Origin of the sequence: Chelativorans alearensis (assembly GCF_010993735.1) — a bacterium.
GTDB lineage: Bacteria > Pseudomonadota > Alphaproteobacteria > Rhizobiales > Rhizobiaceae > Chelativorans > Chelativorans alearense.
In genome coordinates this window covers 157,706-171,594 of sequence record NZ_WQNI01000009.1, presented here as the reverse complement: position 1 = coordinate 171,594, position 13,889 = coordinate 157,706, and the positions used below count along the sequence as shown (strand labels likewise).

The window sequence follows — 13,889 nt, the reverse complement described above, 5'->3', positions numbered from 1 at the left end:
GACGTCGGCGTCGCGCGATTGGCTTCAACCTTGGCGCCGGGCACGAAAGAAGCCTCCCTCCCCCTTGAGGGGAGGGATTGAGGGTGGGGGTATGCCGCCAACCAACCGCCCGCCCTATTCCTCGCTCCACACCGCCAGCTCATTCCCCGCCGGATCCGCGAAATGAAACCGCCGCCCGCCCGGGAACGGGAAGATCGGCTTGACGATGCGGCCGCCGGCTTCCTCCACGCGCTTGAGCGTCTCTTCCAGCTCGTGCGAATAAAGAACGGGCAGGGGCTTTTCGGTGCCCTCCAGCGGGCTGCCGTAAAAACCGCCGTCGAGCCCTTCGCTGAAGGCCGAATAGCTGGCGCCGTAGTCGGTGAATGTCCAGGAAAAGGCATTCGCGTAAAACGCCTTGACACTGTCGAGCGCGCCGCCGGTGGCCGGCATCTCGATGTAGTCGAGCTTTCCCGTCTCGCGCATGACGTCCTCCATGTTCACTCTATGTTCCAAATCTGCCGCATCGGGCGCACCGCGTCAAGCGGCATGTTGTCACCCAAATCGATTGAGATGAGGAGGAAGGCGCGGCCGCATCTTGCCTTCGCCACAAGCCCCCCTTATCGCTCCACATGTCGAGGCGCCGCACGCGCCGTTGCTATTTCTCAAGCGGGGACAGCATGACCAAGTGGGTCTACAGCTTCGGGGACGGTCGCGCCGAGGGCAGGGCATCCGACAGGAACCTATTGGGGGGCAAGGGGGCGAACCTTGCCGAGATGTGCAGTCTCGGCCTGCCCGTGCCGCCGGGCTTCACCATCACCACCGAACTGTGCGCCCACTATTATGCCAACGGCCGCGCCTATCCCCCCGAGCTCGTTGCCCAGGTGGAGGAGGCGCTCGAGGAGGTCGGCAGGATCGCCGGCCGGCGTTTCGGCGACCCCGAGCGGTTGCTGCTCGTTTCCGTGCGCTCGGGGGCGCGGGCTTCCATGCCGGGCATGATGGATACGGTGCTCAACCTCGGCCTCAACGATAAGACGGTGGAGGCGCTGGCGGCCGCATCCGGCGACGCGCGCTTTGCCTACGACAGCTACCGCCGCTTCATCCAGATGTATTCCAACGTGGTGCTGGGCCTCGATCACGAGGTGTTCGAGGAGATCCTGGCCGACGAGAAGGGGCGGCTCGGCTACGACGTCGACACGGAGTTTTCCGCCGCCGACTGGCTGCATGTCATCGCGCTTTACAAGGGGCGGGTGGAAAGTGAACTCGGCGAGCCGTTCCCGCAGGACCCGCGCAGGCAGCTCTGGGGCGCCATCGGTGCGGTTTTCTCAAGCTGGATGAACCCGCGCGCCGTCACCTATCGCCGCCTGCACGACATTCCCGAGGAATGGGGCACGGCGGTCAATGTGCAGGCCATGGTGTTCGGCAATATGGGGGGGACATCGGCGACGGGCGTCGCCTTCACGCGCAACCCCTCGACCGGCGAGAAGGCGCTCTACGGCGAGTTCCTGGTCAACGCGCAGGGCGAGGACGTGGTGGCCGGCATCAGGACGCCGCAGAGCCTGACGGAGGCCGCAAGGCTGGAGGCCGGCTCCGACAAGCCGTCGCTGGAAAAGGTGATGCCGCAGGCTTTCGCCGCCTTCGTGGAGATCGCCGGGAAGCTCGAGGCGCATTACCGCGACATGCAGGACCTGGAGTTCACCATCGAGCGCGGCAAACTGTGGATGCTGCAGACGCGCGCCGGCAAGCGCACCACCAAGGCGGCGCTCAAGATCGCCGTCGAGATGGCCAATGAAGGGCTGATCTCGCGCGAGGAGGCCGTCTGCCGCATCGATCCCGCCTCGCTCGATCAACTGCTGCACCCGACCATCGACCCGGATGCGGCGCGCGACATGATCGCCGCCGGCCTGCCCGCCTCGCCGGGGGCGGCGACGGGCGGCATCGTCTTTTCGCCGGACGAGGCGGAGGAGATGAAGGGGCGCGGGGAGAAGGTGATCCTCGTGCGCGTCGAGACGAGCCCGGAGGATATCCACGGCATGCACGCGGCCGAGGGCATCCTGACAACGCGCGGCGGCATGACGAGCCATGCGGCGGTGGTCGCCCGCGGCATGGGCAAGCCCTGCGTTTCCGGCGCCGGCACGCTGCGCGTCGACTACCGCGCCGGCACCATGACCGCGCTCGGCCGCACGTTCCGCAGGGGCGACGTCGTCACCATCGACGGTTCAACCGGCCAGGTGCTCGCCGGCGCCGTGCCGATGCGGCAGCCGGCGCTTTCGGGCGATTTCTCCGCCATCATGGAATGGGCCGATGCCGCGCGCCGCATGAAGGTGCGCGCCAACGCCGAAACGCCGGCCGATGCACGGACGGCGCGCTCGTTCGGGGCGGAAGGCATCGGGCTGTGCCGCACCGAGCATATGTTCTTCGACGACGAGCGCATTCTTGCCATGCGCGAGATGATCCTGTCCGACACGGAAGAGGAGCGCCGGGCGGCGCTTGCCAAGCTCCTTCCCATGCAGCGGGCGGATTTCGTCGAATTGTTCGAGATCATGGCCGGCCTGCCGGTCACCATCCGCCTGCTCGACCCGCCGCTGCACGAGTTCCTGCCGAAGACGGAGGAAGAGATATCCGAGGTGGCGGCCGCCATGGGCGTCGAGCCGGAGCGGCTGCGCCAGCGCACGGAGGCGCTGCACGAGTTCAACCCCATGCTCGGCCATCGCGGCTGCCGGCTCGCCGTCTCTTATCCCGAGATCGCCGAGATGCAGGCGCGGGCCGTTTTCGAGGCGGCGATCGAGGCCGCGGGCAGCACCGGTGCGCCGGTGGTGCCGGAGGTCATGGTGCCGCTCGTCGGCATGGCCTCGGAGCTTTCCTTCGTGAAGGGGCTGATCGAGGGCGTGGCGAAGGCGGTGCTCGAAGAGGCGGGCGTCAGGATCGACTATCTCGTCGGCACCATGATCGAACTGCCGCGCGCGGCGTTGAACGCCGGCGAGATCGCCGGCGAGGCGGAGTTCTTCTCCTTCGGCACCAACGACCTGACGCAGACCACCTTCGGCATCTCGCGCGATGACGCGGCGAGCTTCCTGGAGGTCTACCGCAAGAAGGGCATTATCGAGCAGGACCCCTTCGTCTCGATCGACGTCGACGGGGTGGGGGCGCTGGTGCGGCTGGCGGCGGAGAACGGCAGGGCAAAACGCGCGGCCATGAAGCTCGGCATCTGCGGGGAGCACGGCGGCGATCCGGCGTCGATCTCCTTCTGCGAGGAAGTGGGGCTCGACTACGTCTCCTGCTCGCCCTTCCGCGTGCCCATCGCGCGGCTGGCGGCGGCGCAGGCGGCCTGCCGCCGGTAAGGCCGGTTCACGCTTCGGCTTTCGGGTCCTGTTGCGTTTTGTCGTCCTCGGCCGCAGGCGTGCCGAGCCGCCCCATGATCTCCGCATAAGCTTCGGCGATGCGCGCCACCGGCAGGTCGCTCGTCGCCGCGTCCTCTACCCTGAGCGGCCCGCCTTCGGCCGGCTGCGCGACGAGCGCGATCCTCTCTTCGCCGCCGCCTTCGAGCGCCACGGCGGCGATCCAGTCGCAGCCGGCCATGCCGTTCATGCGCATGCGGAAGAGCATCGTTCCGCCGATGCGCTTGAGCGCCAGCAGAACGGCTCCTTCGAACCCTGTTTGCAGAAAATCCTGATGCCGGAGCGCCAACTCCAACTCTACGATCTCAAGGGGGAGTGCGGGAGTGTTGGAATCTCGTCCAGCCGACCTGTCCATTGCCTACCATTACTTCCCCCAACCCCTAGAAGAAATCAAACGCGTGGGAACCCGGAAAAGTTCCCTGCCGGCGATAGTTATAGTCAGTGAATGATTCGGTCCACCTCGCGCCGTGGACGGGTAGGGTCTTCCATATTCATGCAGCGCGGCGGTTTCGGACCCTTGCCAGTGCTTTGACCGCCCGCCGGCGAACCGATAAGACAACAGGCGGGCAGACCTGGGCACGGGTGTCGGATGACGGCAATATTGGAACGGCGTTTTTCGCCGGCTGCACGGTGGTCGCGCCGGCTCGGCGCCTTTTCGGCGATGCTCTTCGTCGTCTCCGGCCTGTCGCACCGCTTCGGCCTCTTGGAGACGGTGCCGTTTCTGTGGCTCCTTGGTCTCTCGGGATTTCTGGCGCTTTCCGGCCTGCTTTTCGCCGTCGCCGGTTTCGTGCAGATGTGGGAACATGGGCTGTCGGGCCTGAAGGCGGCGGGGCTCGGGGCGTTTTTCTCGGTGCTGGTGCTTTTGCCCTATGCCGTCTCGGCCTACCGGTTTGCCGTCCATCCGCCGCTGGTAGACATCTCGACGGACATTTCACGGCCACCGCAGTTCCTGAATGCCGCCGCGCTGCGCACGCCGCCCATGAATGCCCTGCGGCCGGGGCGCGAGGAAGATGCGCTCCTGCAACAGGAAGCCTATCCCCAACTCAGCGGGCGGCGCTATGAGCATGCCAGGGAGAGCGTGATGCAGGCGGTGAGCGCGCTTATCGCCGCCCGCCGGTGGCGGCCGCTCGAACCCATGCCGCCCGCCGCGGGATCAAGCAGCCTCACCGTGGAGGTGGTCGCCCACTCCTTCCTGCTCGGCTTCCTGTCGGACGTCGCCATCCGCATCGAGGACCGGGGCAACGCCACCTATGTCGACATGCGCTCCGCCTCCCGTTACGGCCGCCACGACATGGGCGACAACGCCCAGCGGATAACGCGCTTCCTGAACGATCTCGACAGGCGCATGGAAGCGCTCAGCGATTTGTCGGGGGGAGAATAGTCAGGCCGGCCGGAAGATCGCATCGACCGACGGTTCGCCCTCGGCGCAAGCGCGGCCGCGGGAAACCAGATCCTCCAGATGCGCCAGGACCGAGAGCGCCGCCGCGCCGTGAAGGCGCGGGTCGGTGTCGCGGTAGATGGCGCGCACGATCTCGGGGATCGTCCGGTCGCCGGAGGAAATCCGCTCCAGGATCGCCCGCTCGCGCATTTTGCGGTGCGTCTTCAGCCCGCGCAGAAAATGCTGCGGCTTTACCACCGGTCCGCCATGGCCGGGCAGAAACAGCCGGTCCCGGCGCTCCAGGAGCTTGTCCAACGAGGCCATGAAATCGGCCATCGCCCCATCGGGCGGGGCGACGATAGTGGTCGACCAGGCCATCACGTGGTCGGCCGAGAAGGCGATGCCGGTGCCCTCAAGCGCGAAGACGCAGTGATTGGCGGTGTGGCCGGGCGTATGGACGGCGCGGATCGCCCAGCCGTCGCCCTCCACGAGCGCATTGTCCGGCAAGAGGATGTCGGCGCGGAAGTCCGTGTCCGCGCTGGCGTCCAGCGGGTTTATCTCACCGATCCTCAGCGGCCGCGCCGCGCGGTGCGGGCCTTCCGCGGCGATCTTCGCGCCCGTGATCTCGGCAAGCCGCCTTGCGAGCGGCGAGTGGTCGCGGTGCGTATGGCTGACGAAGATGTGGCTCACCGGTCGCCCGTCGACGGCCTCGAGAAGGGCGGCAAGATGCGCCTCGTCGTCCGGGCCGGGATCGATGACGGCGAGCGTGTCCTTGCCGACGAGATAGGAGTTGGTGCCGTGAAAGGTGAAGGGGCTCGGGTTCCCGGCCGTCAGGCGGCGTACGCCGGGCGCCACCTCGACGGGCTCCCCGTAACGCGGTTCGAATTGCGTGTCGAATTGCACGGCCATCTGCAATCGCTTCTGTTGACGAAGTTGCGGTGCTGAGCGTGTTGCCGCTTACCATGGAAGCGAATATAGAGGAACGCGCGCGTTCATATAAAACCCATTCAAGGAGGCCCCATGTCGCAGGCGATTGCTTCTCGACCACTCATCTCCCTCGCATTGCCGACATCCGGCACCGCGCGCCTGGTGGCGCAGATCCTGCTCGCCGTCGCCGGCACGCTGGTGCTGACGCTCGCGGCCAAGACGAAGGTGGTGCTTGGCCCGGTGGACCTGTCGCTGCAGAACCTGGCGATCCTGCTGATTGCCGCCTCCTTCGGCATGCGGCTCGGCGTTGCCACGCTGCTGCTCTACCTTGCCGAGGGCGCCATGGGCTTCCCCGTGTTCCAGAGCACGCCGGAAAAGGGCATCGGCCTTGCCTATATGGTTGGCCCGACGGGCGGCTATCTCGTCGGCTTCCTCGTCATGGCGGCGATCGTCGGCTATGCCGCCGACCGCGGCTGGGACCGCAACGTCCTCAAGCTGGGCGCGACGATGGTCGTCGCGCAGGCGGTGCTGCTGTTCCTCGGCTATGCATGGCTTGCCACGCTGATCGGCGCCGAGGGCGCCTGGCAGTTCGGCGTCGCCCCCTTCATCCTTCCCGACCTGGTGAAGGCAGGTCTCGCGGCCTGCCTGGTGCCGGCGGGCTGGGCAGCCTTGAAGGGCCTCGGCATTGGCCGGGCCTGAGCCCGTTCATCGATGATGTGACAAAGGGCCATGGGCGCGCACGCCCATGGCCCTTTCGTTAGGAAAGGGGATGGCGCTTTGACGGTTCTGGTAACGGGCGGTGCCGGCTACATCGGCAGCCACATGGTCTGGGAATTGCTCGACCACGGCGAAGAGGTGGTGGTACTCGACCGGCTCTCCACCGGCTTCGACTGGGCGGTACCGGAGGCGGCCGAGCTGGTCGTCGGCGATATCGGCGACCAGAAGCTGGTGGAGCAGACCATGAAGCGCCGCGGCGTCGATGCCGTTATCCACTTCGCCGGCTCGATCATCGTGCCCGAATCGGTCTCCGATCCGCTCGGCTACTATCTCAACAACACCGTGAAATCGCGCGCGCTGATCGAAAGCGCGGTGCGCTGCGGCGTGAAGCACTTCATCTTCTCCTCCACCGCCGCCGTCTACGGCAGTCCGAACAAGATACCGGTGACGGAGGAAAATCCGCTTGAGCCCGAATCGCCCTACGGCACCTCCAAGCTGATGACCGAACTGATGCTGCGTGACACCGCTAGCGCCCACGATTTCGCCTATACGGCGCTGCGCTATTTCAACGTTTCGGGCGCCGACCCGAAGAAGCGCACCGGCCAGTCCACCAAGGGTGCCACGCACTTGATCAAGGTCGCCTGCGAGACGGCCACCGGCAAGCGCCCGCACATGGAGGTTTTCGGCGACGACTATCCGACGCGCGACGGCACCTGCGTGCGCGACTATATCCACGTTTCCGACCTGGTGAACGCGCATTATCTGGCGCTCGAGCGGCTGCGCAGGGGGCGCGGCAGCCTTGTCGCCAATTGCGGCTACGGCCGGGGCTATTCGGTCCTCGAGGTGATCGACGCGGTCAAGCGCGTGTCGGGTGTCGACTTCACGGTGACGAAGAGCGGCCGGCGCCCGGGCGACGCGGTGGCCATCGTCGCCAGCCCCGAGCGCTGCTTCGCCGAATTCGGGTGGAAGCCGGCGCATGACGATCTCGAGGAGATCGTCACCCATGCGCTTGGCTGGGAGAAGACCCTTGCCAAGCGCAACCGGCTCTAAATCTGTCGTGTCCCAGCCGGGTGAGAGGTAAACAGGCCTACGTCAAACCTGCGCGGCGATGCGGCCGATCTCCGCGATGACCGCATTGCGCTCGTCACCGGAAATCGCCGGGAGCTCGCAATAGGCCGTCACGACGATCGGGGCGCGGTCGGGCGGCCAGGCAACGCCGATGTCGTTCACGGCGCCGCTGCCGCTGGTTCCGGTCTTGTCGCCGACAAGCCAGTTCTCCGGAAGGCCCGCCCGCAGGCGCGCGCCGCCCGTCTTGTTTGCAATCAGCCAGGCGGCCAGCCGGGATCGCGAGGGTTTGGACAGGACGTCTGCAAAGAGAAGCGTCCGCAGGGTTTCCAGCATCGCCGCCGGGCTCGTCGTGTCGCGAATGTCGTCCGGTCCCTCGTGCTCGTTCAGCGCGGGCTCGAAGCGGTCGAGCCGCGTGACCTCGTCGCCCAGGGAGCGGGCATAGGCTGTCAGCGCCTGCGGCCCACCGAAGCTTCTAAGCAGGAGATTGGCGGCTGTGTTGTCGCTCAAGGTAACGGCCGCCTCGCAGAGCTCGGCCACCGTCATGCCCTTACCGCCGACGCGGGTCTCCGTCGCCGGCGACCAGGCCGCGATATCCGCCTTGGAAAAGGTGATGCGCCGGTCGAGCGCCTCCTCTCCCCGGTCGACGCGGGCAAGCACGAGCGCCGCCGCCAGGGCCTTGAAGGTGCTGCACATCAGGAAGCGCTCGTCGGACCGGTGGCCCGCTCGCGCGCCGGTGGCGAGGTTGAGGATAGCGACGCCGAGGCGGCCGTCATGAGCGCGCTCGAGCGCGGCGAGCTTTGCCTCCGCGTCCTCGCCAGCCTGCGCTCGTGCGGCCTGAAGGGAAGTCAGCGCCGGGAGCGCGAGCAGGGAGCCGGCGAGCGCCTGCCGGCGCGACAGCAAGATCGTCATTCTCGTTTCCTTCGTCTTGATGGCGCCCCCGCCTCGGTGGCGGACTATGCGGCGAGGCTTACCCCTAGACAAACGATCAATTCTCGACGCAGACATGAGGAAATATTGGTCTTTGTCCCCTGGTCTGGAGCCACCCCATGGACGTCTCGCAACTGCCACTGAACGCTCTGCGCGCTTTCGAGGCGTCGGCGCGGCTCTGCAGCTTCACCCGTGCCGGACTGGAACTCAGGGTCACGCAAACGGCGATCAGCCACCAGGTGAAGGCGCTCGAGGAGACGTTGGGGGTGAGGCTCTTCAAACGCCTCCCGCGGGGCCTGGCGCTTACCGACGAGGGCCATGCCCTGCAGCCGGTGCTCACCGACGCGTTCCGCCGCATGAGCGCCACGCTCAGCCAGTTCGAGGAGGGCAATTTCCAGGAGATCCTGACCGTCGGCGTGGTCGGCACCTTTGCCATCGGCTGGCTTCTGCCGCGGCTAAAAGTCTTCCGGGACCGGTATCCCTCCATCGATCTCCGGCTCAAGACGAACAACAACCGCGCCGACATTCTCGCTGATGGCCTCGATTTCTCCATCCGCTTCGGCGACGGCGCGTGGCATGGCACCGAGGCGGTCCATCTGATGGAGGCGCCGCTGTCGCCCGTTTGCGCGCCACAGCTTGCCGCGCGGCTGAAGCACCCGGCCGATTTGGCGAACGAGGTTCTCTTGCGCTCTTACCGGAGGGACGAATGGGCCCTGTGGTTCCAAGCCGCCGGCGCCGAGCCGCCGAGCCTGCGCGGCTGGATGTTCGATTCCTCGCTCGCCCTGGTGGAGGCGGCGGCGCGCGGGGTGGGCGCGGCACTCGTTCCCGTTTCCATGTTCGCCCGGGAGATCGAGGAAGGGCGGATCGTTCGGTCGTTCAAGACCGCCGTGCCCGCGGGAAGCTACTGGCTGACGCGGCTCAAATCGCGCGAGGAAACGGCCTCCATGAAGGCATTCCGGGAATGGCTTCTGGCTGGGAGCATGGAAATTGCGCTCTAGGCCAGTTCATCGTTTCATTGAATCGATGAACTGGTCTAACACGTTGTTTGTCGCAATTCCGGACGGAAAACCGGTTTCCACTTTTCCTGGAATTGCTCTAAAGCCGGACGGTGCGCGCCAAAAGCGCGAGATCCCGCCGGATCGACCACCGGCTGAGATATTCGGCGTCGGTCTGGGCGCACAAGGCCGGCTTCGACATGTCGATGCCGCGCACCTGCGCCAGACCGGTGATGCCGGGGGCGGCGGCAAAGACGCCGAGCCTTTCGCGGTGGCGGATGAGCTCTTCCTGCTCCGGCAGGCAGGGGCGGGGGCCGACGAGTGACATCTCCCCCTTGAGAACGTTCCAGAGCTGCGGCAGCTCGTCGAGCTTGGTCCCGCGCAGGAAGCGGCCGACCGGCGTCACGGCATCAGGTCTTGCCTCATGGGTGGGCACGGAGGGCGTACCGGCGCGCATGGTCCTGAGCTTGTAACAGCGGAAGGAGACCGCGCCGCGGCCAAGGCGGGTCTGGGCGTAGAATGCCGGACCGCTGGACGTGGCGCGGACGAGAAGGGCGGCGGCAAGCACCACGGGCGCGGCCACGACGGCGGCGGGAAGCGCAATCGCCAGGTCGAACGCCCGCTTGCCGCGGGGGAGGGGGTATCCTTCTTGCAGGGCGGCATCGCCGGAAGCGGTCTGCACCACGTCTCCACCTCCGCTCAAGCCGAGTGCCGAAGGTTTTCGTTCGCCTCCACCGGCGGCTGCAGGGCCGGCTTCCCGCCCTTTTCTTCCAAGAGGCCGAAGAGCGCCTGGCGCACCGCTGCCTCGTCGGCGCGATCGATGGCCTCCTTGAGCTGTTCCAGCATGGCGGGGATCCGGCCGGCCCTGTTGTTCTGCGCCTTGGCGCGCAGGATCTTCGGATGCCGCGTGGCGTTGACGCCATCGGGATCGTAGAAGAGCTCTTCGTTCAGCTTCTCCACCGGCTGCATGCCGATGGTGACGATCTCGATGTCGCCGTCGGGGTTTTCCTCGTTGCGCACCGTCAGGCCGGCAAGCATGATCATGTCTTCGGCCAGATCGCGGATCTTCACCGGCTCGCCCATGTCGAGAAGCAGGATGTCCCCCGACTGCGACAGGGCGCCGGCCTGCACGATCAATTCCGCCGCCTCACGCACGGACATGAAGTAGCGCGTCATATCTTCATGCGTCAGCGTCACCGGGCCGCCGGCGGCGATCTGCTCCTTGAAGAGCGGCACGACGGAGCCGCTGGAGCCGATCACGTTGCCGAAACGCACGCAGGCGAAGACGCGCTTCTTTCCAGCCTTTGCCGCTTCCTTGCCGTAGTGGCGCACGATCAGCTCCGCCCAGCGCTTAGTGGCGCCCATCACGCTCTTCGGCCGCACCGCCTTGTCGGAGGAAATCAGGATGAAGTTCTCGACGCCTCCCGTACACGCCTCCTCGACCAGCGTCAGCGTGCCAAGGACGTTGTTGCGCACGCCTTCGATCTGGTTTTCCTCGACCAGGGAAACATGCTTGTAGGCGGCGCAGTGATAGACGGTCTCCACCTTGTGGGCGGCAAGCGTGCGGCGCACGAGATGCTGATCCGTGACGGAGCCGAGCACGGCGACAACGGGGAAGCAGCCGTAGCCGCGCAACTCGCGCTCGATCTGGTAGAGGCCGAGTTCGTTGAATTCCAGCAGCACCATCTTCGCGGGCTTGGCCTGCGCGATGGTGCGGCAGAGCGCCGAGCCGATGGAGCCGGCAGCACCCGTCACCATGATGACGCGGCCCTCGACCGGCGTCTTGAGCAGCGCCGGATCGGCGGGCACCGGCGGGCGCCCCAGAAGATCGTCAATGTCGATGTCGCGCACATAGCTGACGATGTATTTGCCGGCGGCGAGATCGGCGATCGGCGGCAAGACGCGGATCTTGACCGGGAAACGGCCGATGCTGGCCACCAGATCGCGCCGCTCACGCGGGCTGGCGGAGGAGGTGGCGATGATGACCTCCTCGATGCCGATGGTGCTGATAAGCTCCTCCAGCCGCTCCGAGGGATGGATGCGGATACCGAGGATATCCATGCCGTGCAGGCCCTCGTCGTCGCTGACGAAGGCCATCACCCGGCAATCGCCTGCCGCGTGCAGCGCCTCGGTGAGCTGTGCGGCGGCATCGCTGGCGCCGTAGATCAGCACCCGCTTCTTGTCCTTCGCCTTCGGCATGCCGAGACCGAGCAGCCACTTGGCGCCGAAGCGGCTGCCGGCGACGGCGATGATGCCGCCGGCCCAATAGAGCACGGCGATGGTGCGCGGAATGCCCTCCGAGCCGTAGGAAAGGGTGAGGAAGGCCATGCTGACCCAGATGAGGGCGGAGATCGTCACCGCCTGGATGATGGTCCAGATCGCCCGTTCCCTGAGATAGCGCAGAACGGCACGGTAGAGCCCCATGCGGATGAAGATCGGGATGGCGATGATCGGCCCGGCGGCGATGAACATCATCTGCTCGCGGTTGGGGATAAAAATCCGCTCGAAGCGATAGCAGAAGGCGAGCCAGATGATGAGCATCAGCCCGACGACGTCGGTGGCCACAAGCACCATTCTCTTGATGCTGCGCGGACGGGAATGAATCCAGTTTCGGATTCGGGTCAAGGTCATGGTTTACAATACCGAATTGCGTATAGCCCCCCTGCCTAAAGGCAGCGCACCGCAACGTACCCGCAACAGACGGCAAATCAAGCTTAGCGCTTTCCCTAGCAGCAATTGTGGCAAAGGTCGAACATGAAGGCATCACCAACCGCAATATGCTGTTTCGGTTGCGTGATGGGGTTTCATTCGCCGTTGCCTTGGAGGGCCGGTGCCTCTATATGGGCTGCGTCCGCCGGCAGCCGGGAACGGCTGTCAGGCGTTGGGGCGTAGCCAAGTGGTAAGGCAGCGGTTTTTGGTACCGCCATGCGCAGGTTCGAATCCTGCCGCCCCAGCCAGCCTTCGCTTGCTTTGCAAGCTTCGGCTTGGCAAGCCAGACGTCATCCCTCGATCAGGCCGCTCAGCTCCGCCACCTTCTCCTCCAGGAGCTTCTGATTCGCCCGCGTCTCCACATTGAGGCGCAGCAGCGGCTCTGTGTTGGAGGCGCGCAGGTTGAAGCGCCAGTCGTCGAAGACCATGCCGAGCCCGTCGACGGTCTCGAGGGCCGGGTTGGCGCGGCCGAAATGGTCGGCGACCCTTTCCTGCACGGCCTTGGCGTCATCGACGGTGAAGTTGATCTCGCCGGAGCAGGGGAACTTGGCGATGCGCTCCTCCAGCGTCTCGGCGAGGGTCGAGCCGGTGGCCGACAGTTCGCACACCACGTCGAGCCAGGTGAGCATGCCCGAATCGCAGTAGCTGAAGTCGCGGAAATAGTGGTGCGCGCTCATCTCGCCGCCGTAGATGGCGTTCTCCTCGCGCATCATGCGCTTGAAGTAGGCGTGGCCGGTGCGGCACGGCTTCGCGATGCCGCCCATGCCTTCGACGATGTCGATGGTGTTCCAGGTCAGGCGCGGGTCGTAGAGGATGGTGCTGCCGGGCGCCTTTTCCAGCATGCGCTTGGCGATCATGCCGACGAGGTAATAGCCCTCCACGAAGCGGCCCTTGTGGTCGTAGAGGAAGCAGCGGTCGAAGTCGCCGTCCCAGGCGATGGCGAGGTCGGCGCCATGCTCGACCACGGCCTGGCTCGCTTTCTGCCGCTTTTCCTTCAGGAGCGGGTTGGGAATGCCGTTGGGGAGCCGTGGGTCGGGCTCGTGGTCGATCTTGATGAAGGTGAAGGGCAGGTGCTCTTCGAGAAGGTCGATGATGGGGCCGGCACAGCCGTTGCCGGCGTGGCAGACGATCTTGAGCGGCTTCAGTGCCTGGCCGGCCACCTCTTCCAGGAGCCGCTCGATATAGGCGTCGCGGTCGCAGACGGGCTGTAGGCTGCCGCGCTCGCCGTAGCTGTCCACGGGCGAGAGCGTGCGGTCGGAGCGCATAAGCTCCTCGATGGCGTTGAAGGCGTTGTCGGGTGTGGCCGCCGCCGCGCCCTTCAGCACCATCTTGATGCCGTTGTAGTCCAGCGGGTTGTGGCTGGCGGTGACCATAAGCCCGGCGTCGGCGCCCGAGCGGGCGGTGTGGAAATAGACCTCCTCCGTGCCGCATAGCCCGACCGGCAGGACGTCGACGCCGCTGTCCAGAAGCCCTTGGGCGAGCGCGCCGGCGAGGGCGGGACTGTCGAGCCGCATGTCATGCCCGACCACCACCGTCCCCAGTGACAGGGCCTTTTTCGCCGCCTGGGCAAAACGATATGCGAAGGGAACGTTGATCTCGCCGGGAATCTGTCCGCGAACGTCATACGCCTTGAACGGTGCGCTCATACTCATTCTCTCCTGGTCTGCCCTAGTCTGCCCCCCAAAGGTGCGTATTTGTTAAAGGTGATGATTGTGCGACGCAACAAGCAGCGGCGCCCGCACAGTCACCGCGTGTAACAACGCCTGCGACAGAGTGAACGTGCCTTTCTGTTGC

Annotated in this window: 12 protein-coding genes and 1 tRNA gene; 6 read left to right on the top strand and 7 right to left on the bottom strand. The window is 66.0% G+C overall.

Translation table 11 applies throughout. The features are described 5' to 3' along the window. Window positions 1–114 precede the first annotated feature (114 nt). Window positions 115–462 carry a VOC family protein gene (locus tag GPJ75_RS14955; RefSeq protein ID WP_163269324.1) on the bottom strand — a complete coding sequence of 116 codons (348 nt, stop codon included), beginning with the start codon at window positions 460–462 and terminating at the stop codon, window positions 115–117. 194 nt (window positions 463–656) lie between these two features. On the opposite strand from GPJ75_RS14955, the gene ppdK reads away from it, so the two are divergent. Then, window positions 657–3,317 carry a pyruvate, phosphate dikinase gene (gene ppdK, locus GPJ75_RS14950; RefSeq protein WP_163269119.1) on the top strand — a complete coding sequence of 887 codons (2,661 nt, stop codon included), beginning with the start codon at window positions 657–659 and terminating at the stop codon, window positions 3,315–3,317. 7 nt (window positions 3,318–3,324) lie between these two features. Here the strand turns inward: ppdK and GPJ75_RS14945 are convergent, their stop codons facing one another. Continuing rightward, window positions 3,325–3,663: a hypothetical protein gene (locus tag GPJ75_RS14945; RefSeq protein ID WP_246249071.1), complete on the bottom strand. Its 339-nt coding sequence runs from the start codon at window positions 3,661–3,663 to the stop codon at window positions 3,325–3,327. Between the two features lie 300 nt (window positions 3,664–3,963). Between GPJ75_RS14945 and GPJ75_RS14940 the strand changes: the two genes are divergently transcribed. Then, a complete protein-coding gene (locus tag GPJ75_RS14940; protein WP_163269117.1) occupies window positions 3,964–4,755 on the top strand; it encodes a DUF1499 domain-containing protein in 792 nt (263 codons plus the stop codon). Here GPJ75_RS14940 and GPJ75_RS14935 read toward each other — a convergent pair whose 3' ends face one another. Then, the gene (locus tag GPJ75_RS14935; RefSeq protein WP_163269116.1) at window positions 4,756–5,661 is read right to left on the bottom strand and encodes an MBL fold metallo-hydrolase; all 906 of its coding nucleotides are present in this window, start codon (window positions 5,659–5,661) and stop codon (window positions 4,756–4,758) included. It abuts the gene before it with no gap. Between the two features lie 111 nt (window positions 5,662–5,772). Between GPJ75_RS14935 and GPJ75_RS14930 the strand changes: the two genes are divergently transcribed. Beyond that, entirely contained in the window at window positions 5,773–6,378 is a 606-nt protein-coding gene (locus GPJ75_RS14930; protein ID WP_163269115.1) for a biotin transporter BioY, read from the top strand. A 78-nt stretch (window positions 6,379–6,456) separates the two neighbouring features. Beyond that, the gene (gene galE, locus GPJ75_RS14925; RefSeq protein ID WP_163269114.1) at window positions 6,457–7,446 is read left to right on the top strand and encodes a UDP-glucose 4-epimerase GalE; all 990 of its coding nucleotides are present in this window, start codon (window positions 6,457–6,459) and stop codon (window positions 7,444–7,446) included. Window positions 7,447–7,488: 42 nt separating this feature from the next. Here the strand turns inward: galE and bla are convergent, their stop codons facing one another. After that, window positions 7,489–8,373 carry a class A beta-lactamase gene (bla, locus tag GPJ75_RS14920; protein ID WP_163269113.1) on the bottom strand — a complete coding sequence of 295 codons (885 nt, stop codon included), beginning with the start codon at window positions 8,371–8,373 and terminating at the stop codon, window positions 7,489–7,491. 137 nt (window positions 8,374–8,510) lie between these two features. On the opposite strand from bla, the gene GPJ75_RS14915 reads away from it, so the two are divergent. Next, window positions 8,511–9,389 carry a LysR family transcriptional regulator gene (locus GPJ75_RS14915; RefSeq protein WP_163269112.1) on the top strand — a complete coding sequence of 293 codons (879 nt, stop codon included), beginning with the start codon at window positions 8,511–8,513 and terminating at the stop codon, window positions 9,387–9,389. Between the two features lie 97 nt (window positions 9,390–9,486). On the opposite strand, the gene GPJ75_RS14910 is transcribed toward GPJ75_RS14915, so the two are convergent. Further along, complete coding sequence (locus GPJ75_RS14910; RefSeq protein ID WP_246249070.1) at window positions 9,487–10,071, bottom strand: sugar transferase; 585 nt, start codon at window positions 10,069–10,071, stop codon at window positions 9,487–9,489. 14 nt (window positions 10,072–10,085) lie between these two features. Next, the gene (locus GPJ75_RS14905; RefSeq protein WP_163269111.1) at window positions 10,086–12,017 is read right to left on the bottom strand and encodes a polysaccharide biosynthesis protein; all 1,932 of its coding nucleotides are present in this window, start codon (window positions 12,015–12,017) and stop codon (window positions 10,086–10,088) included. 251 nt (window positions 12,018–12,268) lie between these two features. On the opposite strand from GPJ75_RS14905, the gene GPJ75_RS14900 reads away from it, so the two are divergent. Further along, window positions 12,269–12,343, top strand: a tRNA-Gln gene (locus GPJ75_RS14900). Window positions 12,344–12,385: 42 nt separating this feature from the next. Here GPJ75_RS14900 and GPJ75_RS14895 read toward each other — a convergent pair. Further along, window positions 12,386–13,741 (bottom strand): phosphomannomutase/phosphoglucomutase, encoded by a 1,356-nt coding sequence (locus tag GPJ75_RS14895; protein WP_163269110.1) that lies wholly within the window; start codon window positions 13,739–13,741, stop codon window positions 12,386–12,388. Window positions 13,742–13,889: the final 148 nt, after the last annotated feature.

Excerpts from the sequence above, each read along its gene's own strand:
- GPJ75_RS14955 (WP_163269324.1), bottom strand. The coding sequence starts at position 462 with ATGCGCGAGACGGGAAAGCTCGACTACATCGAGATGCCGGCCACCGGC.
- ppdK (WP_163269119.1), top strand. The coding sequence starts at position 657 with ATGACCAAGTGGGTCTACAGCTTCGGGGACGGTCGCGCCGAGGGCAGG.
- GPJ75_RS14940 (WP_163269117.1), top strand. The coding sequence starts at position 3,964 with ATGACGGCAATATTGGAACGGCGTTTTTCGCCGGCTGCACGGTGGTCG.
- GPJ75_RS14935 (WP_163269116.1), bottom strand. The coding sequence starts at position 5,661 with ATGGCCGTGCAATTCGACACGCAATTCGAACCGCGTTACGGGGAGCCC.
- GPJ75_RS14930 (WP_163269115.1), top strand. The coding sequence starts at position 5,773 with ATGTCGCAGGCGATTGCTTCTCGACCACTCATCTCCCTCGCATTGCCG.
- bla (WP_163269113.1), bottom strand. The coding sequence starts at position 8,373 with ATGACGATCTTGCTGTCGCGCCGGCAGGCGCTCGCCGGCTCCCTGCTC.
- GPJ75_RS14915 (WP_163269112.1), top strand. The coding sequence starts at position 8,511 with ATGGACGTCTCGCAACTGCCACTGAACGCTCTGCGCGCTTTCGAGGCG.
- GPJ75_RS14905 (WP_163269111.1), bottom strand. The coding sequence starts at position 12,017 with ATGACCTTGACCCGAATCCGAAACTGGATTCATTCCCGTCCGCGCAGC.
- GPJ75_RS14895 (WP_163269110.1), bottom strand. The coding sequence starts at position 13,741 with ATGAGCGCACCGTTCAAGGCGTATGACGTTCGCGGACAGATTCCCGGC.